Consider the following 21,470-nt stretch of genomic DNA (forward strand, 5'->3'; position numbering starts at 1 on the left):
TAAAGCGTCGACTAATAAGAACTGAGGAAAGCGTAATGACTGACAAGCCTGGTTACCGTTGCCCGCAGGCGGGCACTCAGCCGGAATACCTGCACCCTCCTTATCAATCCACCAACCTTCGCTCGCCGTCCAAGCCGTTGGTGTTTTTGCCTCATTCGCTGTCGGAAATCACCGGGCCGGCCATCGGCGCCGAGCGCATCCAGGAGCAGGACAACGACCTGACCGCGCAGCACGAGGGCGAACCGCTCGGCGAGCGCATCATAATTTACGGCCGCGTGCTGGATGAAAACGGTCTGCCGGTGCCAGGTATTCTGGTGGAGATCTGGCAGGCCAACGCCGCCGGTCGCTACAACCATGCGCGTGACCTGCACGACGCGCCGCTGGACCCGAACTTCACCGGCACCGGCCGCACCGTGACCGACGCCGATGGCTGGTATCAGTTCCAGACCATCAAGCCTGGCGCCTATCCGTGGGGTAACCATCACAACGCCTGGCGCCCGGCGCACATCCATTTCTCACTGTTCGGGCCGAGTATTCTCACGCGTCTGGTGACGCAGATGTATTTCCCGGGCGACCCGTTGCTGGCCTACGATCCGATCTACAACTGCGTGCCCGATACCAGCGCCAAAGAGCGCCTGATCGCCCGTTTCGACCTGGAAAAAACCATCCCTTCCTACGCCCTCGGTTATCGTTGGGACATCGTCTTGCGCGGCCGCGAAGCCACGCCGATGGAGAAATAAGATGACGCTGAACGCGACCACGTCCCACACCGTCGGGCCGTATTACCACATCGGCCTGACCTGGCTGAACCGTGAAGACCTGACCGTTGCACAGACCCTCGGCGAGCGCGTGGCGATCACCGGGCAAGTCGTCGATGGTAATGGCGACTTCGTCAACGACGCGATGCTCGAAGTCTGGCAGGCCAACGCCGCCGGCAAGTACGACCATCCCGAAGACGATCAGGACAAACCCCTGGACCCGAATTTCGAAGGGTTTGGACGGGTGCCGGTGGATGCAGAAGGGCGCTTTCGATTTACCACGATCAAACCGGGCACAGTGGAAGGCCTGAAGGGCACGACCCAGGCGCCTCATTTGGTGGTACTGGTGTTTGCTCGCGGGTTGGTAAAGCACTTGCTGACGCGGATTTACTTTGATGGCGAACCGGCCAACGTGGCGGACCCGTTGCTGGAGTGCGTGCCAGCAGAGCGCCGCAACACCTTGCTGGCGAAGCGGGATGCTGCGGGTGTTTATCAGTGGAATGTGGTTCTGCAGGGGACGGATGCCGAGACGGTGTTCTTCGATTATTGAGTGATTGTTGCTCTTGTGGCGAGGGAGCTTGCTCCCGCTCGGCTGCGAAGCAGTCGTAAAAACGGTTGGGTTTGGGCTTGCTTCGCAAGCCAGCGGGAGCAAGCTCCCTCGCCACAAGAGATTGCGTTGCGCATCCTCGGCATCGGCCTGGCATATGAGGTGGCCAATGCAATCTTCGGCGGTTCGGCGGAATATATAGCGCTGGGCCTTAACGCCGTGGGGAACAGGCGAAGCATTTGCACCAAGACCTTTGATCTTTACGCGTCGGCCTGACCGGCCCCACGCCTGCAAGGACTGTTTATGAACCAGCGACCGGGCAATCAATTGTTCGATGCCTACTTCACGGCACGCGACATGCGTGAGGTGTTCTGCGATCAGGGCCGGGTTCAGGCCATGCTTGATTTCGAAGCGGCACTGGCCCGGGCCGAGGCGCGGGTTGGGCTGATTCCGCAGACGGCTGTCGCATCTATCGACGCGGCATGTCGGGCCGGGCATTACGACTTCGCCGCGCTGGGTGAGGCGATTGCCACGGCGGGCAATTCGGCGATTCCGCTGGTCAAGGCGTTGGGAAAACAGATCGCAAAGAACAATGCCGAAGCCGAGCGTTACGTGCATTTGGGCGCGACCAGCCAGGATGTAATGGACACCGGCCTGGTGTTGCAACTGCGCCGCGCACTGGAATTGATCGAAGCTGATCTGGCGCAATTGGGGGAAACCCTCGCGACCCAGGCCAGGCGTTACGTCGCCACGCCAATGGCCGGACGCACTTGGCTGCAGCATGCGACGCCGGTCACCCTCGGCATGAAAATCGCCGGTTGGCTGGGGGCGGTGACGCGTAGCCGTCAGCGTCTGCTGGAACTCAAACCGCGCCTGTTGGTGCTGCAATTCGGTGGTGCCTCCGGCACCCTCGCGGCCCTTGGCGAGCAGGCGATGCCGATTGCCGAAGCCTTGGCCGCAGAACTGCAACTGACCTTGCCGGAACAACCCTGGCACACCCAGCGCGATCGTCTGGTGGAGTTTGGCGCGGTGCTCGGACTGATCGCCGGCAGCCTCGGCAAACTCGGTCGTGACATCAGCCTGTTGATGCAGACCGAGGCCGGCGAAGTGTTTGAACCGTCGGCGCCGGGCAAGGGCGGCTCTTCGACCATGCCGCACAAACGCAACCCGGTGGGCGCGGCGGTGCTGATCGGTGCGGCGACGCGGGTGCCGGGTTTGCTCTCGACCTTGTTCAGCGCGATGCCGCAGGAGCACGAACGCAGCCTGGGCTTGTGGCATGCCGAATGGGAAACCCTGCCAGAGATTTGCTGTTTGGTGTCAGGCAGCCTGCAGCAAGCGCTGTTGGTGGCCGACGGACTGGAAGTGGAGGCCGACCGCATGACACGCAACCTCGACCTGACCCAGGGCCTGGTACTGGCCGAAGCCGTGAGCATCGTGCTGGCACAACGGGTCGGTCGCGACACTGCGCACCATCTGTTGGAGCAGTGCTGCAAGCGCGCAGTGGCCGAGCAACGTCATTTGCGCGCGGTGCTCGGTGACGAGCCGCAGGTGACTGCCGAGCTGTCGGACGCTGAACTCGATCGTCTGCTGGACCCCGCCCATTACCTCGGTCAGGCCCATACCTGGGTCGAGCGAGCGGTGGCTGAACATTTTGCGTTGATAGCTTGAAGGAGACTGCCGTGGCATTCGTACAACTCGCCGAGGGCGAACTGCACTACCAAATTCAAGGGCCGCAACTCGATGGACCGGCGGATGCGCCGGTGCTGGTGCTGTCCAACTCACTGGGCACCGACCTGCACATGTGGGACGCGCAAATCCCTGCGTTCACCGAGCATTTTCGCGTGCTGCGTTTCGATACCCGTGGTCACGGCCAATCGTTGGTGACGCAGGGGCCGTACAGCATCGAGCAACTGGGCCGCGACGTGCTGGCACTGCTGGATGCGCTGCACATCGAACGCGCGCATTTCTGTGGTTTGTCCATGGGCGGGTTGATCGGCCAATGGCTGGGGATCAATGCCAGTCAGCGATTGAACAAACTGATCGTGTGCAACACCGCGGCGAAAATCGGTGATCCGTCGGTGTGGAATCCACGGATCGAAACCGTGCTGCGTGACCGCTCGGCGGCGATGGTTGCCTTGCGTGATGCGTCAATTGCGCGCTGGTTCACTGCTGATTTTGTCGAGGCCAATCCGGCAGCGGTTAAGCGGATTACCGACATGCTCGCGGCGACTTCGCCTGAAGGTTACGCGGCCAATTGCGCGGCGGTGCGTGATGCCGATTTCCGCGATCAGTTGTCCTCGATCAAGGTGCCGTTGCTGGTGATTTCCGGCAGCGAAGATGCGGTGACACCACCGTCCGGCGGGCATTTCATTCAGGAACATGTGCAAGGTGCCGAGTACGCCGAGTTCTACGCCGCACACCTGTCCAACGTCCAGGCCGGCGCTGCATTCAGCGACCGAGTACTGGCGTTTTTGTCAGCTCATTGAGGGGATTGTTGTGGACGAGAAACAACGCTACGACGAGGGCCTGAACGTTCGCCGCGCAGTACTTGGCGACGCCCATGTCGACCGCAGCCTGAATGCGCTGACCGAGTTCAACTCGGAGTTCCAGGAGATGATCACCCGCCACGCCTGGGGCGACATCTGGACCCGCCCGGGCCTGCCGCGCCACACCCGTAGCCTGATCACCATCGCGATGCTGATCGGCATGAACCGCAACGAAGAACTCAAACTGCACCTGCGCGCCGCCGCCAACAACGGCGTGACCCGCGGCGAGATCAAGGAAGTGATCATGCAGAGCGCGATCTACTGCGGCATCCCTGCGGCCAATGCGACCTTCCACCTGGCTGAATCGGTGTGGGATGAGTTGGGGGTTGAATCGCGGGAGTAACTGTCCACCACAACTCCTGTGGGAGCAGGCTTCTGTGGCGAGGGGGCTTGCCCCCGTTGGGGCGCGAAGCGGCCCCAAAAGCTTTGCGACTGCTTCGCAGCCGAACGGGGGCAAGCCCCCTCGCCACAGAAGTCCGCTCCCACATTTTTTGTGTTTACAGCAGGCTGATCGGATAGCTGACGATCAACCGGTTCTCGTCGAACTCGTTGTTGCTGAAGTCGCGGCGGATGGTCGAGTTGCGCCATTTGACGTTGAGGTCTTTGAGCGTACCGCTCTGCACGGTGTAGCCCAGTTCGCTTTCGCGGCCCCATTCCTTGCCGTCGCTGGTGGTTGCAGTGTGTACGTTGTCGCCGCTGATGTAGCGGTTCATCAGGGTCAGGCCTGGCACGCCAAGGGCGGCGAAGTTGTAGTCGTGGCGCAATTGCCAGGATCTTTCCTTCGCATTGTCATAGCTGGCGTTGTAGCTGTCGTTGGCCAAGGTGCCGCCGCTGGTGCCGTTGACCCGCATCCAGGCGCTGTCACCGGTGAGTTTTTGCAGGCCGACATAGAAGGTGTTGCCGCCATATTTGGCCGAGAACAGGCCCGACCAGGTTTTGTTGTCCAGCTCGCCGGCCCGGGCGCTGCCGTCATCCTTGCCGTAGAAGAACCCCAGATTGGCGCCCAGCGTCCAGTCGCCCAGCGGTTGGGTGTGGATCAGGTTGACGTATTGCTGGCTGTAGATGTCCTTGAGTTCAGCGTTCCACAGGCCGATCTGGGTGCGCTTGCCGTTGAAGGCATATTCACCGCCCTGAAAGTTGAAGCGGTCTGAGGTGAACGCCGTTTTGCCGGTCATCGACATGTCATTCATGCTGCTGTCATCGCGCGGGCTGTTGGCGCGGAACTGGCCGCCGTAGAGCGTCAGGCCGTCGATTTCCTTCGAGGTGATCTGGCCGCCACGGAAGGTTTGCGGCAGCGAGCGACCGTCGTCCGAACGCAGGATCGGCAGCACCGGCATCCACTCGCCGACCTTCACTTCGGTCTGGGACAGCTTGGCCTTGAACGCCACGTTGGTTCGACCGAAATTGTCTGCCGGACGACCATCGTGATCCAGCGGCAACAACTGCGTACCGCCGGTGCCTTTGCCACCGTCGAGCTTGACCGAGTACAAACCCAGCACGTCCATGCCAAACCCGACGGTGCCCTGGGTGAACCCGGACTTGGCGTCGAGGATGAAGCTTTGCGTCCACTCTTCAGCCTTGCCCTGGCTTTTGGTCGGGTTGGTGAAGTTACGGTTGATGTAGAAATTGCGCAGGTTCAGGTTGACCTTGGCGCCTTCGACAAAACCGGCTTCCTCGGCCATGGCGGGCAGGGCCGCACCGGCCAGTGCGATGGCGATCAGGCTGGGAAAGAAATACTGCGTGGTGGAAGGCGTCATGGGCTTGGGTCTCTCTAATTCTTGGAGGTGAAACAGGGTGGTGCCGCAACGTTTGGGTTGCAGACATAAGATGTCGAATTCAGAAAAGCGAGGACGAAGTCAGCCGGACAGGGCAGGGCGCGGGGACATGGTGTCGAACCTGTTGTTATTGGTTTTGTGCGACAGATGGTGAGGGAAAGGGACTAAACGGTTCAATCGGCGAGGGCGGGTTTTGGGCGATTATCGAACGGCAAAAGATCAAAAGATCGCAGCCTTCGGCAGCTCCTACATGAAATCGCGCACCTGCATAGGAGCTGCCGAAGGCTGCGATCTTTTGATCTGGCTTTCCCGCCGCCAACAAAAAGCCCACCAATCGGTGGGCTTCGTGTTTTTACCGCGCTATCAGAACAACTTCATCTTCGGCGCTTCTTCTTTCAACGGCTCGTTCTTCGCCGTCTGTTCATTCCAGCCACCACCCAATGCCTTGTACAGATTGACCGCGCTGGTCAGCTGCGCCAGACGGTCGGTGATCAGCGCTTGTTGGGCGCTGAACAACTGGCGCTGGGCGTCGAGGAAGGTCAGGTTGCTGTCGACACCGATGCGGTAGCGACGCTCGGCCAGACGGTAGTAGTCCTGGTTGGCGCTGACGAAATCACGCTGAGCCTGCAACTGCTCGGTGTAGGTCTGGCGTGCGGCCAGGCCATCGGCGACTTCCTGGAAGGCCGTTTGAATGGACTTCTCGTAGTTCGCCACGCCGATGTCTTTCTGGATCTTGGAGTAATCCAGGCTGGCGCGCAGGGAGCCGGCGTTGAAGATCGGCAAGTTGATCTGCGGCTGGAACAACCAGGTGCCCGAACCGCCCTTGAACAGACCGGACAGATCCGGGCTCAGGGAGCCGGCATTGGCGGTCAGGCTGATGCTCGGGAAGAACGCAGCCCGTGCCGCGCCGATGTTGGCGTTGGCAGCCTTGAGGTTGTACTCGGCCTGAAGGATGTCCGGACGACGTTGCAGCAAGTCCGACGGCAGGCCGGCCGGCACTTCGCTCAGCAGGTCGTCCGACAGTGGCTTGGCCGCTTGCAGATTGGCCGGGATACCGGTGCCGAGCAGCAGCACCAGGCTGTTTTCATCCTGGGCAACCTGACGGGTGTATCTGGCCTGTTGTGCACGGGCGTTTTCCACCGAGGTACGCGACTGGGCCAGATCCAGCGCCGAGGCTACACCCACTTCGTTGCTGCGCGAGGTGAGCTTGTAGCTCTCCTCGAAGGCACCGAGGGTTTCCTGGGTCAGTTTCAGCAGCTCTTTGTCAGCCTGCCAGGTCAGATAGGCATTGGCCACACTGGCCACCAGGCTGATCTGCGTGCTGCGGCGTGCTTCTTCAGTGGCGAAGTATTTCTGCAGGGCTTCTTCGCTCAGGCTGCGAACCCGACCGAACAGGTCGAGTTCATAAGCGCTGATGCCGACGGTGGCCGAGTAGGAACTGGAGATGGCTGCTTCACCGGTTTGCGAGGCCCGTGCCGGGACTCGTTGACGGCTGCCGCTGCCGGTGGCCGAAACCGCCGGGAACAGATCGGCACGCTGAATGCGGTATTGAGCCGCATAAGCGTCGATGTTCAGCGCCGCGACGCGCAGGTCACGGTTGTTCTCCAACGCGGTCTGAATCAGCTGTTGCAGCGCCGGGTCGTGGAAAAACTGCTTCCAGCCTTGTTCGGCAGCGGCCTGGTTAGGCGCCTGGGCCGGCGAATAGGCCGGGCCTTGCGGGTATTGGCCCGCCACCGGAGCTTCAGGCTGCTGATAATCGGGTATCAGCGAGCAGCCGCTCAGCACGAAGGCGGCGACTGCGATGGAGAGTAGCGACTTGCTCATTAGCCAGCCTCTTTAGATGGTTCAATGGCGTCATCCTGGTCGGCGACTTTGCGCTGGCCCATGGACGACACGGTGACAAAGAACAATGGGACCCAGAAGATCGCCAGCACAGTGGCTGTGATCATACCGCCAATCACCCCGGTACCGATCGCATGCTGGCTACCCGAACCTGCGCCCGTGGAAATGGCCAGCGGAACCACACCGAGCACGAATGCGAGCGAGGTCATGATAATCGGTCGCAGACGCATCCGGCAGGCTTCGATCGCGGCATCGCGCAAGCTACGTCCTTGCTCATGCAGTTCCTTGGCGAACTCGACGATCAGAATGGCGTTTTTCGCTGCCAGGCCGATCGTGGTTAACAGCCCCACCTGGAAGTACACGTCGTTGGACAGGCCACGCATGCTGGTTGCCATCAGCGCACCGATAATCCCCAGCGGTACCACCAGCATCACCGCGATCGGGATCGACCAGCTTTCATACAGCGCCGCCAGACACAGGAACACCATCAGCAGCGACAAGGCATACAACGCGGGCGCTTGCGAGCCGGACAGACGTTCCTCGTACGACAGGCCAGTCCAGGAAATACCGACACCGGCCGGCAGTTTCTTGGCCAGGGCTTCGACTTCGGCCATCGCTTCACCAGTGGAATGGCCTGGCGCCGGGGCACCGAGGATTTCCATCGCTTCTACGCCGTTGTAACGGGCCAGTTTCGGCGAACCGTAGATCCACTCACCCTTGGCGAACGACGAGAACGGAACCATGGTGCCGGCGCTGTTGCGCACGTACCACTTCTTCAGGTCTTCGGGACTCATGCGAGCGCCAGGCAGGCCTTGTATGTAAACCTTCTTCACTCGACCGCGGTCGATGAAGTCGTTCACATAGCTACTGCCCAGTGCAATCGACAGGGTGTTGTTGATGTCGGTGAGGGTCACGCCCAGAGCGCTGGCCTTCTCATCGTCGATTTCCAGCTGATATTGCGGTTCGTCGTTCAGGCCGTTAGGACGGACTTGCGACAGGACCTTGCTTTGCGCCGCCATGCCGAGGAACTGGTTACGGGCTTCCATCAGTTTCTCGTGACCGATACCGGCGCGGTCCTGGAGGAACACGTCGAAACCGGTGGCGTTACCCAGTTCCAGTACAGCCGGTGGTGCGAAGGCAAACACCATGGCGTCGCGGAAGGTAAAGAAGTGCTGTTGGGCACGGGCCGCGAGTTTGAACACGCTGTTGTCGGCGTTACGTTCTTCCCACGGTTTGAGCATGATGAACGCCATACCCGAACTCTGGCCACGGCCGGCGAAGTTGAAGCCGGTCACGGTAAACACCGAGGCAACTGCATCGCCTTCGCCGCCTTCCTTGCTCGGACGCAGCAGGAATTCGCGCATTTCGTCCACGACCACCTGCGTGCGCTGGGAGCTGGAACCGGCCGGTGTCTGCACTTGAGCAAACAGTACGCCCTGGTCTTCTTCCGGCAGGAACGCCGTTGGAATACGGGTGAACAGCCAGATCATGCCGACCACGATGATCAGGTACGCCAGCAGGTACGGAGCCTTGTGCGCGAGCATATTGCCCACGCCGCGCTCGTAGCTTTTGACGCCACGGTCGAAGCTGCGGTTGAACCAGCCGAAGAAGCCGCGTTTCGGCGTACCGTGCTCACCTTTCGGAATCGCCTTGAGCATGGTCGCGCAGAGCGCCGGGGTGAAGATCAATGCCACCAATACCGACAAGGCCATGGCCGAAACGATGGTGATCGAGAACTGCTTGTAAATCACACCGGTGGAGCCACTGAAGAACGCCATCGGCAGCAGTACCGCCGACAGCACCAGGGCGATACCGACCAGGGCACCCTGGATCTGCCCCATGGATTTCTTCGTGGCCTCCTTGGGTGACAGGCCTTCTTCGCTCATGACCCGTTCGACGTTTTCCACCACGACGATGGCATCGTCCACCAGCAAGCCGATGGCCAACACCATACCGAACATGGTCAGGGTGTTGATGCTGAAGCCGAACGCCGCGAGGATCCCGAACGTACCCAGCAATACCACTGGCACGGTCATCGTGGTGATGACGGTAGCGCGGAAGTTTTGCAGGAACAGGAACATCACCAGGAACACCAGCACGATCGCTTCGACCAGGGTTTCAACCACGCCCTTGATCGACTCGGTCACCACCGGGGTGGTGTCGTACGGGAACACCACTTCCATCCCTTCCGGGAAGAAAGGCTTGAGGGTGTCGATGGTATTGCGCAGGGCTTTTGCGGTGTCGAGGGCGTTGGCGCCGTTGGCCAGTTTCACCGCCAGGCCGGAGGCCGGGGCGCCGTTGAACTGGGCGCTGATCGAGTAGTTTTCGCCACCCAGACCGACTTCCGCAACGTCGCCGACACGCACTTGCGAGCCGTCCTTGTTGACCTTCAGCAGGATCGCCTTGAACTGCTCGGCGGTCTGCAGACGGGTCTTGCCGATGATCGTCGCGTTCAGCTGTTGGCCGGGCAGGGCAGGCAAGCCGCCGAGTTGACCGGACGAGACCTGGACGTTCTGCGCCGCGATGGCGGTTTTCACGTCTACCGGGGTCAGGTTGTAGTTGTTCAACTTGGCCGGGTCCAGCCAGATCCGCATCGCGTACTGGGCACCGAAGACCTGGAAGTCACCGACACCGGCGGTGCGCGAAATCGGGTCCTGCATGTTCGACACGATGTAGTTGGACAGGTCGTCCTTGGTCATGCTGCCGTCGCGCGATACCACGCCGATGACCATCAGGAAGTTTTTCACCGACTTGGTCACGCGGATGCCCTGTTGCTGCACTTCTTGTGGCAGCAGCGGGGTGGCCAGGTTCAGCTTGTTCTGGACTTGAACCTGCGCGGTATCGGAGTTGGTGCCCTGCTCGAAGGTCGCGGTAATGGTCATGTTGCCGTCGGAGTTACTTTCCGAGGAGACATAACGCAGGTTATCGATACCGTTGAGCTGTTGCTCGATCACTTGCACCACGGTGTCCTGCACGGTTTGTGCAGACGCGCCCGGGTAGGTCACCGAGATCGCAATAGCTGGAGGCGCAATGCTCGGGTATTGGTTGATCGGCAGTTTGAGAATCGATAGAGCCCCGACCAGCATAATCACCAGGGCAATTACCCAGGCGAAAATCGGACGGTCGATAAAAAATTTCGACATGGTTTACTCCCCTTTGCCGCCGGCAGCAGTATTAGCTGCCTGTGCGGTGGCCGGGCTCTTTGCGGCAACGTTAGTGGCTTCAGTGGCTTTCACTTCAACGCCAGGTCTGACGAATTGCAGCCCTTCGGTGATCACGCGATCGCCTGCCTTCAGCCCGTCTTCAATCAGCCATTGGTTACCGACAGTGCGGCTGGCCTTGAGTTGACGCAGTTCGACCTTGTTGTCCGGACCGACGACCAGCGCGGTCGGAGAGCCTTTGAGGTCGCGGGTCACGCCTTGTTGCGGGGCCAGAATCGCCGCGCTGTCCACACCAGCCTGCAACTGAGCGTGAACGAACATGCCCGGCAGCAGGGTGTGATCAGGGTTCGGGAACACGGCACGCAGAGTTACGGAGCCGGTGGTCTGGTCAACCGAAACTTCGGAGAACTCGAGCTTGCCGTCCAGCTTGTACTGGCTGCCGTCTTCGAGCGTCAGTTTGACCGCGGCGGCATTATCGCCAGCCTTTTGCAGACGACCGCTTTCCAGTTCACGACGCAGCTCAAGCAGCTCCACCGAAGACTGGGTGACGTCGACGTAGATCGGGTCCAGTTGCTGAATGACGGCCATGGCGTCGGTTTGGCCATTGCTGACCAGCGCGCCTTCAGTCACCGACGAACGGCCGATGCGACCGGAGATCGGTGCGTAAACCTTGGTGTAGCGCACGTTGATCTGGGCGCTTTGCAGGGACGCTTCCGATTGCAGGCGGTTGGCCTGCGCGGTGTCGTATTCCTGACGGCTGACAGCCTGTTCGTCGACCAGTTGCTTGTAGCGGTCGGAGATCGACTTGGTCGAACGCAGGTTGGCTTCGGCGCTTTTCAGGGTCGCGTCATAGACCGATGGGTCGATCTGATAAAGCTGCTGACCGGCCTTGACGTCGCCGCCTTCCTTGAACAGTCGCTTGAGAATGATGCCGTTGACCTGTGGGCGAACTTCGGCGATGCGGAACGCACTGGTGCGCCCCGGAAGTTCGGACGTCAGGGTGAAGGCTTGAGGTTGCAGGGTTACGACGCCGACCTGAGGGGCTGGTGCGGCAGGTGCCGCCTCTTCCTTTTTACATCCGCTGAGCAGCGATGCCAGGGCGACGGCAGTAACCAGAGCGGTAACAGCTGGCTTGAATTGCATGAAGATCCTCGGGTCAGGCGCGCAATTGCGCACAAGAAATGTGGAAGGTTAAAAAATTTTTGCCGGGTGGATAAGTAGCTTGCTAATGAATATACTTACGTTCATGGTTGTTTGTAAAGGCCTTGGCGATGTATCCACACGGTTACAAAAGCCATCCAAAGGTTTGAATTGTAGGCCGCAGACGAAGCCCGAGAGCGCTCGCCCCACTTTTCTTCAGCTGATATTCAGACATCGCTGAAGCACCCCTGATTGAGGTTTTACTGCCATGGTCCGTCGTACCAAAGAGGAAGCTCAAGAAACCCGAAGCCAGATACTCGAAGCGGCAGAAAAAGCCTTTTACGAGCGGGGCGTGGCCCGCACGACGCTGGCCGATATCGCGACCCTGGCCGGCGTGACTCGCGGGGCCATCTACTGGCATTTCAGTAATAAGGCGGATCTGGTGCAGGCGATGCTCGATACCTTGCATGAGCCGCTGGATGAAATGGCCAAGGCCAGTGAAAGCGAAGATGAACTCGATCCGCTGGGCTGCATGCGCAAGCTGCTGATTCATTTGTTTCATCAAGTTGCCCTGGACCCGAAAACCCGACGCATCAATGAGATTCTGTTTCATAAGTGCGAATTCACCGATGAAATGTGCGATCTGCGCCAGCAGCGCCGAACGGCCAGTCTCGATTGCAATGTGCGAATCGCTCTGGCTCTGAGTAATGCGGTGAATCGCGGGCAGTTGCCGGAAAACCTCGACACTGCTCGCGCGGCCATCAGTCTGCATGCGTACGTCGATGGCATTCTGTATCAGTGGCTGTTGGCTCCCGACAGCTTTCAACTGCACACCGAAGCCGAGCGCTGTGTCGATACAGGGTTGGATATGCTGCGCTTGAGTCCAAGCCTGCGCAATTGAAACAAAATGCGTAATTGGATCCGTTTGTGTCAAGACTTGAAGCGGGGGAATGTCCCTGCTTCGCTCGCCTTTCTGTAATGGGGTGCTTTTATATACGTACGTTTGCCAGGTTGATAGGTAGCGAGCTACGTATTTTGTAGGGATTTTGTGTCGAGTGTGTGAATGAATGTTAACCACCCGGGCTACAAGGGCGCCGAGCAGCCGATAAAAGGTATCGCGCTGATCTGCCTGGCGGTTTTGTTGTTCGCCAGTCACGACACTTTGTCCAAGTACCTGTCCGGGTTCTATCCGATCGTGATGGTGGTTTGGGCACGCTACGTGGTGCACACCTTGTTGATGCTGGTGATTTTCGTGCCACGCAGTGGTTTCTCGGTGGTAGTGCGCACCAAGCGTCCGGGTTTGCAGTTATTACGCGCCCTGTGCCTGATCGGCACCAGCCTGTTTTTCACTACCGGTCTGCGTTACATCCCCTTGGCTGAAGCCACAGCCGTCACTTTTCTTGCGCCTTTATTGGTGACTGCGTTGTCCGTACCGTTGCTGCATGAGCGGGTAACCCGCAATCAGTGGCTGGCGGTGCTGGGTGGATTTGTCGGCGTGTTGATCGTCGTGCGGCCCGGTGGTGCGCTGTTCACCCCGGCGATTCTGCTGCCGCTGTGTTCGGCGCTGTGTTTTGGCTTCTATCAATTGCTCACCCGCCTGCTCAGCGGTATCGACAGCCCGACCACCAGTAACTTTCTGACCGGTATTCTCAACAGCCTGATCATGACTGTGTTGTTGCCGTTTTTCTGGAGTACGCCAACGTTGCTGCACGGCCTGTTCATGATCGGGCTGGGCACTTGTGGCATGCTCGGTCACATGTTGTTGACCCAGGCCTTCCGCCATGCAGCGCCGGCGATGCTGGCACCCTTCAGTTACGGGCAGATTCTGTTTGCCGGGATATACGGGTATTTGATCTTCGACCATACCCCGGACAGCTTCGGCGTGATCGGGATCACGGTGATTTGCCTCAGCGGTCTTGCGGTCGCCTGGGGACAGCGCAAGCGCTGACAAACTCCTACATTCGAATGGCGTTCACCCTGGAGCTGCCGAAGGCTGCGATCTTTTGATCCTATGAAATGCAAAAGCCCCGGCTCTTTCGAGTCGGGGCTTTTGCATTTCAACGGCGGACGTTTACAGCGTCGGGTAATCGATATAACCCACCGGGCCTTTGGCGTAGAACAATTCAGGACGCACCTCGTTCAACGGCGCATCGGCCTTCAAGCGTGCCGGCAGGTCCGGGTTGGCAATGAACGGTACCCCGAATGCCACTGCGTCAGCCTTGCCATTGGCCAGCCATTCGTTGGCGCTGTCCTTGGTGAAGCGTTCGTTGGCGATGTACGGGCCGCCGAAGGCTTCCTTCAGTTGTGGGCCGAGGCTGTCGCCAGCTTCTTTCTCGCGCGAGCAAATGAAGGCGATGCCACGCTTGCCCAGTTCGCGAGCGACATAGGTGAAGGTCTCGGACAGGTTGTCGTCGCCCATGTCATGGAGGTCGGCACGCGGTGACAGGTGCACACCCACGCGGCCCGCGCCCCAGATTTCGATGGCGGCATCGGTCACTTCCAGCAACAGACGCGCACGGTTTTCCAGGGAGCCGCCATAGTTGTCGGTGCGCTGGTTGGTGCTGCTTTGCAGGAACTGGTCGAGCAGGTAACCGTTGGCGCCGTGGATTTCCACACCGTCGAAACCGGCAGCCTTGGCGTTCTCGGCACCCACGCGGTAAGCGTCGATGATGTCGGCGATTTCCGCGGTTTCCAGGGCGCGCGGGGTCGGGAAGTCGGCCAATGGACGCACCAGGCTGACATGACCCTTAGGCTGGATGGCACTCGGCGCGACCGGTGCTTCGCCGTTCAGGTACAAGGGGTGGGAAATCCGGCCCACGTGCCACAGTTGCAGGAAGATTTTGCCGCCCGCGCCGTGGATTGCTTTGGTCACGTTGCTCCAGCCGCGCACCTGGTCGTTGGACCAGATACCGGGGGTGTCTGGGTAGCCCACGCCTATCGGCGTGACCGACGTGGCTTCGCTGAGGATCAGACCGGCAGAGGCGCGCTGTACGTAGTACTCGGCCATCAGCGCATTCGGCACACGGCCTTCGTCGGCGCGGCAGCGGGTCAGCGGCGCCATGATGATGCGGTTGGACAACTCGAGGTCGCCCAGTTTGATCGGATCGAAAATAGTCGTCATTTAATACAACCCTCGTTAAAGATCAGTTAGTAACAGGGGCCAGTTCGGCATTGCCGCTCTGACGGAAAGTAATCAGGGTCACCAGCAGCGCGAGTACCGCCAGCGCGGCTGCCGCGAGCGGCACGCGGGTGAGACCGAAGCCGTGGGCGATGACGCTGCCGCCGACCCAGGCACCGAGTGCGTTGCCGACGTTGAAAGCGCCGATGTTCAGGGTCGACACCAGATTCGGTGCTGCCTTGCCGTAGGTCACAACATTCACTTGCAGCGCGGGTACGGCGGCGAAGCACGCGGTGGCCCACAGGAACAGGGTGATTTCGGTCGGGATTACGGCAATGCTGGTCCAGGTCAGCACGGTGGAGACGACCGCCATGGTGATGAACACACCGATCAGCGTCGCAGCCAGGCTTTTGTCCGCCAGCTTGCCGCCGATGATGTTGCCGACCGTCAAGCCCAAGCCGATGAGCATCAAGGTCCAGGTCACGCCGCGTGGCGAGACTCCGGTGACCTCGCCCAACAGCGGGGCGACATAGGTGAACAAGGTGAAGACCGAGGCGGCGAACAATGCAGTCATGCTCAACGACAACCAGATGCCGGCGCCTTTGAGGGCGCGCAGTTCGGCGCGCATGTCGAGTTTCTCTTCGTCGCGCTTGGCCGGCAGGAAGCGGATCAGGCCGATCAGTGCAATCACACCGATCACGGTCACCGCCCAGAAGGTCGAACGCCAGCCGGCTTCCTGACCGAGCGCGGTGCCCAGCGGCACGCCGAGAACGTTGGCCAGAGTCAGGCCGGTGAACATCAGGGCCACGGCCGATGCACGTTTGTTGGCCGGCACCAGACCTGCCGCCACCACCGAACCGATGCCGAAGAAGGCGCCGTGACACAGCGCGGTGACCACACGGGCAAACATCAAGACGTTGTAGTCACTGGCGAGGGCGCAGAGCAGGTTGCCAATGATGAAGATGCCCATCAACGCTACCAAAGCGGCCTTGCGCGGCAGCCTGGCGGTGGCCAGTGCCATGAACGGTGCGCCGATGGCCACGCCCAGGGCGTAACCGGTCACCAGCCAGCCGGCGCCGGGAATCGACACACCGAGATCGGCCGCCACCTCGGGCAACAGGCCCATGATGACGAACTCGGTGGTGCCGATGGCGAAGGCGCTAAGGGCCAGAATGAGTAGCGAGAGGGGCATTGTCAGTTCCTTGTCGGAGCGCGGAGCTCCTTGTCGATGGCGTCGAGGAACGCCTGAATCACGTCCTCGTTGCGTTTGAAGAAGTGCCATTGACCGGCTTTCTGGCTGCTGATCAGTCCTGCCCGTTGCAAGGTCGCCAAATGGGCGGACACGGTCGACTGCGACAGGCCGCAGCGTTGATCGATCTGTCCGGCGCAAATGCCGTACTCGTGGTTGTGGAGCTGTTCCGGGAACTGGACCTTGGGGTCTTTCAGCCAGATGAGGATGTCTCGGCGTACTGGGTGTGCCAGCGCTTTTATTATTTCGTCGAGGTCGATGGTCATGGTTTGGGCTCGTGATGAGTAAAACGCTATATCGCGATGAGGCGAACTTTAAATCGGTATTTCGCGATATACCAATATGATTTTGGTCTGATGACCGCGTGAATCGGTATATCGGGTTATAACGATATGGATGGCGCAGTGTTAAGCTGCGCGCATGAACTATCTCGCACATCTGCACCTCGGTGGCCAGCGTCCCGGTCAAATGCTCGGCAGTCTGTATGGCGATTTCGTCAAAGGAAGGCTGCAAGGGCAGTTCGATCCGGAGATCGAAGCGGCCATCCAGTTGCATCGCAGCATCGACGTGTTTACCGACCGCCATCCGCTGGTGGACATCGCCTTGTCGCGGTTTTCCCTCACGCGCCGGCGTTACGCCGGGATCGTGCTTGATGTGTTTTTCGACCACTGCCTGGCGCGGGACTGGACGCTTTACGCAGATCAACCGCTTGAGCAGTTCACCGCGCACGTTTATCGGGTGCTGTCCGCCGAACCGCAGCTGCCGGAGCGCCTGGCGCGGATTGCACCGCATATGGTGGCCAATGATTGGCTGGGTTCATATCAGGAATTCGAAGTGCTTGAGCAGGTATTACGGGGGATTTCGCGCAGGTTGACCCGGCCGGAGGAGTTGGCGGGGGCGATGCAGGAATTGCGGCGGTTGTATGAACCGTTGAGCGAGGATTTCCGGTTGTTCTATCCCGAGTTGCAGGCATTCGCTGCGACACCGCGAATCTAATGTGGGAGCGGGCTTGCTCGCGAAGGCTGCTTCACATTCAACACATGTGCTGACTGTCAAACCGCTTTCGCGAGCAAGCCCGCTCCCACAGGGGATTTGTGTCAGGCCGCGATCGCAGGGCGTAGCGGCTCCTGTTGTGTCTGCGCAATCGCCCCGAACAACGCCCTCTGCACCGCCTGCTGCGCTTCGAACGCCAGCGCCGCACGTTCCCGGTCCTGGCATTCGATCGGTTTGAGCAGATGAATCTCCACCTCACCCCGATCATTGGCGAACAAGCGCATCAGGTGCGAGAGCAAATCATCATCGCCAATGAACGGTGCCAGGGTATCGAGCTCGCCGTCGCGCAGATAACGAATCGCCACCGGTTGCAGCGCCACTTCGGAATCGATCGCCGCGGACAGCAAACGGCCATGAAACGTACGCAGCGAGCGGCCATCGGTGGTGGTGCCTTCCGGGAACATCAGCAGTGGATGTTCCTGCTCCAGATGACGGGTCATCTGTTTGCGGATCAACTGACTGTCGCCTGAACCACGGCGAATGAACAGGCTGCCGGCCTTGGCCGCCAACCAGCCCGCTACTGGCCAGGTGCGCACTTCGGCCTTGGACAGGAACGACAGCGGCGTGAGCATGCCCAGCAGCGGAATGTCAGTCCAGGACACATGATTGCTGACCCAGAGCATTGGCGCCTTTGGTAATTCACCATGGACGGTGACGCGAAAGGGCAGGGCATTGCTCAGCCGCGCCATGAAAAACCGCGACCAGCGCTGGCGACGGACCATCGAATGGGCAATCCCCAGTCGCTCGAACAACCCGAACACACTGGCCATGCTCAAGCCCAGCGTCACCACCAAAAGCACTCGCGCAATTCGCGCGTACACCCGCAAGCGGCTCATTACACAGCCGCCTTGAAGTGCTTGGCGTAGCGCGGGCAAAGCTCGTCGCGCTTGAGCAGGATGAACACGTCGGCCACCTGGAAGTCTTCGTCCCAGCACGGCTCGCCGCAGATTTTCGCGCCCAGGCGCATGTAGGCCTTGAGCAGCGGCGGCATTTCGGCGATGACGTTGGACGGAATATCGAGCGTCGGCAATGGCTTCTTCGGCTCGGCCCGCAGGTGTTCGGTGCACAGGTAGCGTTCGCGCAGGCGCTGCATGATCGCGTGGGCTTGAATGCCGCCGTCCTGCATCGGAATGCTCGCGCAACCCATCAAATAGCTGTAGCCGCCCTGGTTCAGCACTTCGGCCAGTTCACCCCAGAGCACAGCGATAGTGCCGCCGTTGCGGTAGGCCGGGTCGACGCAGGTACGACCGATTTCCAGGATCGGGCCTTTGAGATGGACCAGGCCATGCAGGCTGAATTCTTCTTCGCTGTAGAACTTGCCCAGGCTGCTGGCGGCCGTGTGGTCTAGCAAACGGGTGGTCGCCACCAGGCGCCCGGTGTTCAAGTCACGCACCCCGATGTGGGCGCAGTGAACATCATAGTCATCCATGTCCAGACCCAGCTCCGCGCCTTTCAGCTTGGCGTTGAATTCGCCGCTGAACACGTTGAAACGCAAGGCCTGGGCTTCCTGCAACGCCTCGGCGCCCACCAGGCGTTCGGCTTGCAGGCGGCGTTCATTGCCGGTGTCGCTGATGCGGGCGATCTGAGTCATTGTGAGTCTCCGTGCGGGCTGGCCACCCGTCTTGGGTTGCAGCCGATCGACTTTCTTTATGCAGCCGTGTTGTGCAAAGTCAGGCTATGTAGCCCCGGTGTCATCGCCATGAAGCTTTGGTGATGCTTATATGACAGCCCACAAGGAGCCTCTTATGCCCTGGCAAACCCTGTTGAAACGCCGCGATCGCCTGCCCGCCGACCCTGACCTGGGTGAAGGCTTTGCCACCTTGTTGCAACACTTGGGCGCGGTGTCGCCGTTCGAATTGGCGGTGGCCGGCGGACGGCTGATGGCGACGCCGGGGCTGGCGTTTCTGGTGGGTTATCAGGCGGCGTTGCGCATGCTCTGGCCGAGCGCGCCGCTGAGCCTCGGCGCGTTGTGCGCGACCGAACAGCGCAGTTTGCGGGTGGCGGACATGCAGACCCGGCTGCGCGATCTGCGCCTGAACGGGCGCAAGGATTTCGTCACCGCCGGCGATGCCGCCGACTGGCTATTGGTCGCTGCTCGCAGTGAAAAGCCCGGCGAAGTGCCGCGCTTGAACCTTGCGGTGGTTTACCCCGGCGAACCGGGTGTGCGTCTGGAAAAGCTCGCGCCCATGCCACTGATGCCGGACATAGGCCACGGCCGGTTGTTTCTCGACAACGCGCTATGTGAATTGCTGGCGGGGGATGGCTGGGATGCTTACGTCAAACCGTTCCGCACCCTGGAAGACATCTATGTGCTGAGCGCCATGATTGCGTGGCTGTTTGGCGTTGGCCAAGACAGCGACTGGCCGCAAACCTTGCAACTGCGCTTGCTGGCGCTGCTGGCCGGGTGCGCGGAAGTCAGCCGCCAGGCGCCGAACAATCCGGCCGGGCATGTGTTGCTGGGCGGGTTGTTTGCGCAGTTCGACGGGCTCAAGGCTGAAGTGAATCAGGCCCTGGCCGATGGCCCGCCACAATGGGCGGCGATGTGGCAGCGCGATCAGACCGTGATGGATTTGGCGGCAGGGGCGCGGGGCAAGCGGTTGGCCAAGGCGTTGGCGGGATTGTTGTAAGGCTGAAGGGACCCTTCGCGAGCAAGCCCGCTCCCACAAGGATCTCTGATGTGCAAAATATTGTGTACGACGCAGATCATGTGGGAGCGGGCTTGCTCGCGAAGGCGATCTCTTGGACGACGCAAATTCCAAAACTGTCATCTAGCTCGACTAGGCTCTGCAGGTTAATCCCTCCGAGCGCCCCTCATGTTCAAAGGCTTGTCCCTGATTTTCATGTTGCTGCTCAGCCTCACGGCCCAGGCCGAAAACTGGCCGGCCGAGCAATGGTCGCCCGGCCCGAAGGTCACTGGCCCGACACTTCAAGCTTTAGAGAACTACGCATTCCCACCCCGCGACGATGCCACTCACCAAGGCATTCGCACCGATGCCTTGCTGGTAATCCGCGACGGCCAACTGATCTACGAACGCTACGCCGGCCCGACCACTGCGCAAACGCCGCACCTGACCTGGTCGATCAGCAAAAGCCTCATGGCCGCGGTGCTCGGGGTGGCCTATGGCGAAGGGCTTTTCAAACTCCAGGATCCGGTGCAGAAGTTCTATCCACCGCTGGAAAAACACTCGGCCATGACCATGGCCGACCTGCTGCACTGGGCCTCGGGACTGGACTGGCAGGAAGATTATGAATACGCACCGTTGAAGTCCTCGGTGGTGGCCATGCTCTACACCCGTGGACACCGCGACATGGCCGCGTTCACTGCCGACCACGACGAATACGCCAAACCCGGTCAGGCATTCCGCTACTCCAGTGGCGACAGCAACCTGCTGTCCGCCGCGCTGAAAACCATCGTCGGCCCGGCCCGTTATCCGGATTATCCATGGACTGCGCTGTTCGAACCCTTGGGGATTCGCAGTGCGGTGTGGGAAGCGGATGCCACGGGCACGTTTGTCGCATCGTCCTACGCCTATCTCACTGCCAGGGACCTGGCGCGGGTCGGCCTGTTGATGGCGTGCGACGGTCGTTGGCGTGAGCGGCAATTGCTGCCCAAGGATTGGGTCGACTTCAGTCGTGAGCCTTTCGCCCGCTATCAGGCCAACCAGGATGAAGCCGTGCCCGGCGGGCATTGGTGGCTCAATCGCGCAGTGGATGGCGCGACACAACCCTGGCCCGCCGCCCCCGCCGATACCTTCGCCGCGTTGGGCCATTGGGGTCAGGCGATGTACGTGATTCCCAGCGAAAACCTGGTGATCGTGCGCTACGGCGATGATCGCGATGGAAGTTATCGGCACAACGATTTGCTCAAACTCGCGCTCAAGGCCTTTGCCATGAAGGTGCAGCCATGAGCCGCCGCAGTTTTATTCGCCGTCGGCCGTTCTGCACGCTGTTGCTGGTGCTGCTGATCGCCTTGCTTGGCTGGGGCTGGCAGGAGCGGGTGGCGCTGTGGGCCTTCCCGGACATCATCAGCGCCTACACCGCCAAGGAATACTGCTCGTGCCGTTATGTGATGAACAATCCGGCCGAGTATTGCCAGGGCTATGTGAAGCAGTATTTGCCCACCAGCGGGTTCGTCGATGACGCCGCGAACAAGCGCGTGACGGTTGGTGGTATGGGGCGCAGCAACAGCGCTGTTTGGGTTGGTGAACGGCAGGGCTGTCGGTTGCAGCCCTGACAGCGGTCAGTTTTTTTGTGGCGAGGGAGCTTTTGTGGCGAGGGGGC

At 60.4% G+C, this 21,470-nt stretch carries 20 protein-coding genes and 1 pseudogene; 12 read left to right on the top strand and 9 right to left on the bottom strand.

Features of this window, described 5'->3' with window-relative positions:
- Positions 1 to 35 precede the first annotated feature (35 nt).
- The 6 genes and pseudogenes from pcaH (at position 36) to pcaC (ending at position 4,194) form a co-directional block, all read left to right on the top strand.
- A complete protein-coding gene (pcaH, locus tag ACZ9IM_RS05135) occupies positions 36 to 740 on the top strand; it encodes a protocatechuate 3,4-dioxygenase subunit beta (protein WP_476223480.1) in 705 nt (234 codons plus the stop codon).
- Between the two features lies 1 nt (position 741).
- Positions 742 to 1,308, top strand: a complete 567-nt coding sequence (pcaG, locus tag ACZ9IM_RS05140; RefSeq protein WP_063342712.1) for a protocatechuate 3,4-dioxygenase subunit alpha — start codon at positions 742 to 744, stop codon at positions 1,306 to 1,308.
- A 126-nt stretch (positions 1,309 to 1,434) separates the two neighbouring features.
- Positions 1,435 to 1,542: pseudogene (locus tag ACZ9IM_RS05145) on the top strand (hypothetical protein); the annotation flags it as partial.
- Between the two features lie 66 nt (positions 1,543 to 1,608).
- Positions 1,609 to 2,973 carry a 3-carboxy-cis,cis-muconate cycloisomerase gene (locus ACZ9IM_RS05150; RefSeq protein WP_427625735.1) on the top strand — a complete coding sequence of 455 codons (1,365 nt, stop codon included), beginning with the start codon at positions 1,609 to 1,611 and terminating at the stop codon, positions 2,971 to 2,973.
- A gap of 11 nt (positions 2,974 to 2,984) precedes the next feature.
- Complete coding sequence (gene pcaD, locus ACZ9IM_RS05155) at positions 2,985 to 3,791, top strand: 3-oxoadipate enol-lactonase (protein ID WP_476223481.1); 807 nt, start codon at positions 2,985 to 2,987, stop codon at positions 3,789 to 3,791.
- A 10-nt stretch (positions 3,792 to 3,801) separates the two neighbouring features.
- Positions 3,802 to 4,194 (top strand): 4-carboxymuconolactone decarboxylase, encoded by a 393-nt coding sequence (gene pcaC / locus ACZ9IM_RS05160; RefSeq protein ID WP_008005892.1) that lies wholly within the window; start codon positions 3,802 to 3,804, stop codon positions 4,192 to 4,194.
- Between the two features lie 154 nt (positions 4,195 to 4,348).
- Here pcaC and ACZ9IM_RS05165 read toward each other — a convergent pair whose 3' ends face one another.
- The 4 genes from ACZ9IM_RS05165 to emhA form a co-directional block, all read right to left on the bottom strand.
- Complete coding sequence (locus ACZ9IM_RS05165; RefSeq protein ID WP_427625732.1) at positions 4,349 to 5,608, bottom strand: OprD family porin; 1,260 nt, start codon at positions 5,606 to 5,608, stop codon at positions 4,349 to 4,351.
- Between the two features lie 381 nt (positions 5,609 to 5,989).
- Positions 5,990 to 7,450: an efflux RND transporter outer membrane subunit EmhC gene (emhC, locus tag ACZ9IM_RS05170; RefSeq protein WP_427625731.1), complete on the bottom strand. Its 1,461-nt coding sequence runs from the start codon at positions 7,448 to 7,450 to the stop codon at positions 5,990 to 5,992.
- Positions 7,450 to 10,611: an efflux RND transporter permease subunit EmhB gene (emhB, locus tag ACZ9IM_RS05175; RefSeq protein ID WP_427625730.1), complete on the bottom strand. Its 3,162-nt coding sequence runs from the start codon at positions 10,609 to 10,611 to the stop codon at positions 7,450 to 7,452. Before emhB ends, emhC begins: the two co-directional genes overlap by 1 nt.
- 3 nt (positions 10,612 to 10,614) lie before the next feature.
- Positions 10,615 to 11,772, bottom strand: a complete 1,158-nt coding sequence (emhA, locus tag ACZ9IM_RS05180; protein ID WP_427625729.1) for an efflux RND transporter periplasmic adaptor subunit EmhA — start codon at positions 11,770 to 11,772, stop codon at positions 10,615 to 10,617.
- Between the two features lie 265 nt (positions 11,773 to 12,037).
- Here emhA and emhR point away from each other — a divergent pair, with 265 nt between their 5' ends.
- Both emhR and ACZ9IM_RS05190 read left to right on the top strand, forming a co-directional pair.
- Positions 12,038 to 12,670, top strand: a complete 633-nt coding sequence (emhR, locus tag ACZ9IM_RS05185) for an efflux system transcriptional repressor EmhR (protein WP_476223482.1) — start codon at positions 12,038 to 12,040, stop codon at positions 12,668 to 12,670.
- Between the two features lie 162 nt (positions 12,671 to 12,832).
- Complete coding sequence (locus tag ACZ9IM_RS05190; RefSeq protein WP_476223483.1) at positions 12,833 to 13,717, top strand: DMT family transporter; 885 nt, start codon at positions 12,833 to 12,835, stop codon at positions 13,715 to 13,717.
- A gap of 123 nt (positions 13,718 to 13,840) precedes the next feature.
- Here ACZ9IM_RS05190 and ACZ9IM_RS05195 read toward each other — a convergent pair whose 3' ends face one another.
- From ACZ9IM_RS05195 to ACZ9IM_RS05205, 3 genes are read right to left on the bottom strand one after another with little or no spacing between them, the layout of a single operon-like run.
- Positions 13,841 to 14,890: an alkene reductase gene (locus tag ACZ9IM_RS05195; RefSeq protein WP_476223484.1), complete on the bottom strand. Its 1,050-nt coding sequence runs from the start codon at positions 14,888 to 14,890 to the stop codon at positions 13,841 to 13,843.
- A gap of 22 nt (positions 14,891 to 14,912) precedes the next feature.
- Positions 14,913 to 16,079: an MFS transporter gene (locus ACZ9IM_RS05200; RefSeq protein WP_008010859.1), complete on the bottom strand. Its 1,167-nt coding sequence runs from the start codon at positions 16,077 to 16,079 to the stop codon at positions 14,913 to 14,915.
- 2 nt (positions 16,080 to 16,081) lie between these two features.
- The gene (locus tag ACZ9IM_RS05205) at positions 16,082 to 16,402 is read right to left on the bottom strand and encodes an ArsR/SmtB family transcription factor (RefSeq protein ID WP_007903797.1); all 321 of its coding nucleotides are present in this window, start codon (positions 16,400 to 16,402) and stop codon (positions 16,082 to 16,084) included.
- Positions 16,403 to 16,556: 154 nt separating this feature from the next.
- On the opposite strand from ACZ9IM_RS05205, the gene ACZ9IM_RS05210 reads away from it, so the two are divergent.
- Complete coding sequence (locus ACZ9IM_RS05210; RefSeq protein WP_476223485.1) at positions 16,557 to 17,132, top strand: acyl carrier protein phosphodiesterase; 576 nt, start codon at positions 16,557 to 16,559, stop codon at positions 17,130 to 17,132.
- Between the two features lie 101 nt (positions 17,133 to 17,233).
- Here ACZ9IM_RS05210 and ACZ9IM_RS05215 read toward each other — a convergent pair whose 3' ends face one another.
- Together ACZ9IM_RS05215 and olsB are read right to left on the bottom strand one after the other, a co-directional pair.
- Positions 17,234 to 18,025, bottom strand: coding sequence for a lysophospholipid acyltransferase family protein (locus ACZ9IM_RS05215; RefSeq protein WP_008074541.1), 792 nt, complete (start codon positions 18,023 to 18,025; stop codon positions 17,234 to 17,236).
- Positions 18,025 to 18,780, bottom strand: coding sequence for an L-ornithine N(alpha)-acyltransferase (gene olsB / locus ACZ9IM_RS05220; protein ID WP_007903792.1), 756 nt, complete (start codon positions 18,778 to 18,780; stop codon positions 18,025 to 18,027). The genes ACZ9IM_RS05215 and olsB overlap by 1 nt, the downstream gene beginning before the upstream one ends.
- A 154-nt stretch (positions 18,781 to 18,934) precedes the next feature.
- On the opposite strand from olsB, the gene ACZ9IM_RS05225 reads away from it, so the two are divergent.
- The 3 genes from ACZ9IM_RS05225 (at position 18,935) to ACZ9IM_RS05235 (ending at position 21,423) form a co-directional block, all read left to right on the top strand.
- Entirely contained in the window at positions 18,935 to 19,816 is an 882-nt protein-coding gene (locus tag ACZ9IM_RS05225) for an acyl-CoA dehydrogenase middle domain-containing protein (protein WP_476223486.1), read from the top strand.
- Between the two features lie 186 nt (positions 19,817 to 20,002).
- On the top strand, positions 20,003 to 21,097 hold the full coding sequence (locus ACZ9IM_RS05230) for a serine hydrolase domain-containing protein (protein ID WP_476223487.1): 1,095 nt from the start codon (positions 20,003 to 20,005) through the stop codon (positions 21,095 to 21,097).
- On the top strand, positions 21,094 to 21,423 hold the full coding sequence (locus ACZ9IM_RS05235) for an amidase (protein ID WP_476223488.1): 330 nt from the start codon (positions 21,094 to 21,096) through the stop codon (positions 21,421 to 21,423). Before ACZ9IM_RS05230 ends, ACZ9IM_RS05235 begins: the two co-directional genes overlap by 4 nt.
- Positions 21,424 to 21,470: the final 47 nt, after the last annotated feature.

Source organism: Pseudomonas sp. TE12508 (assembly GCF_056279485.1).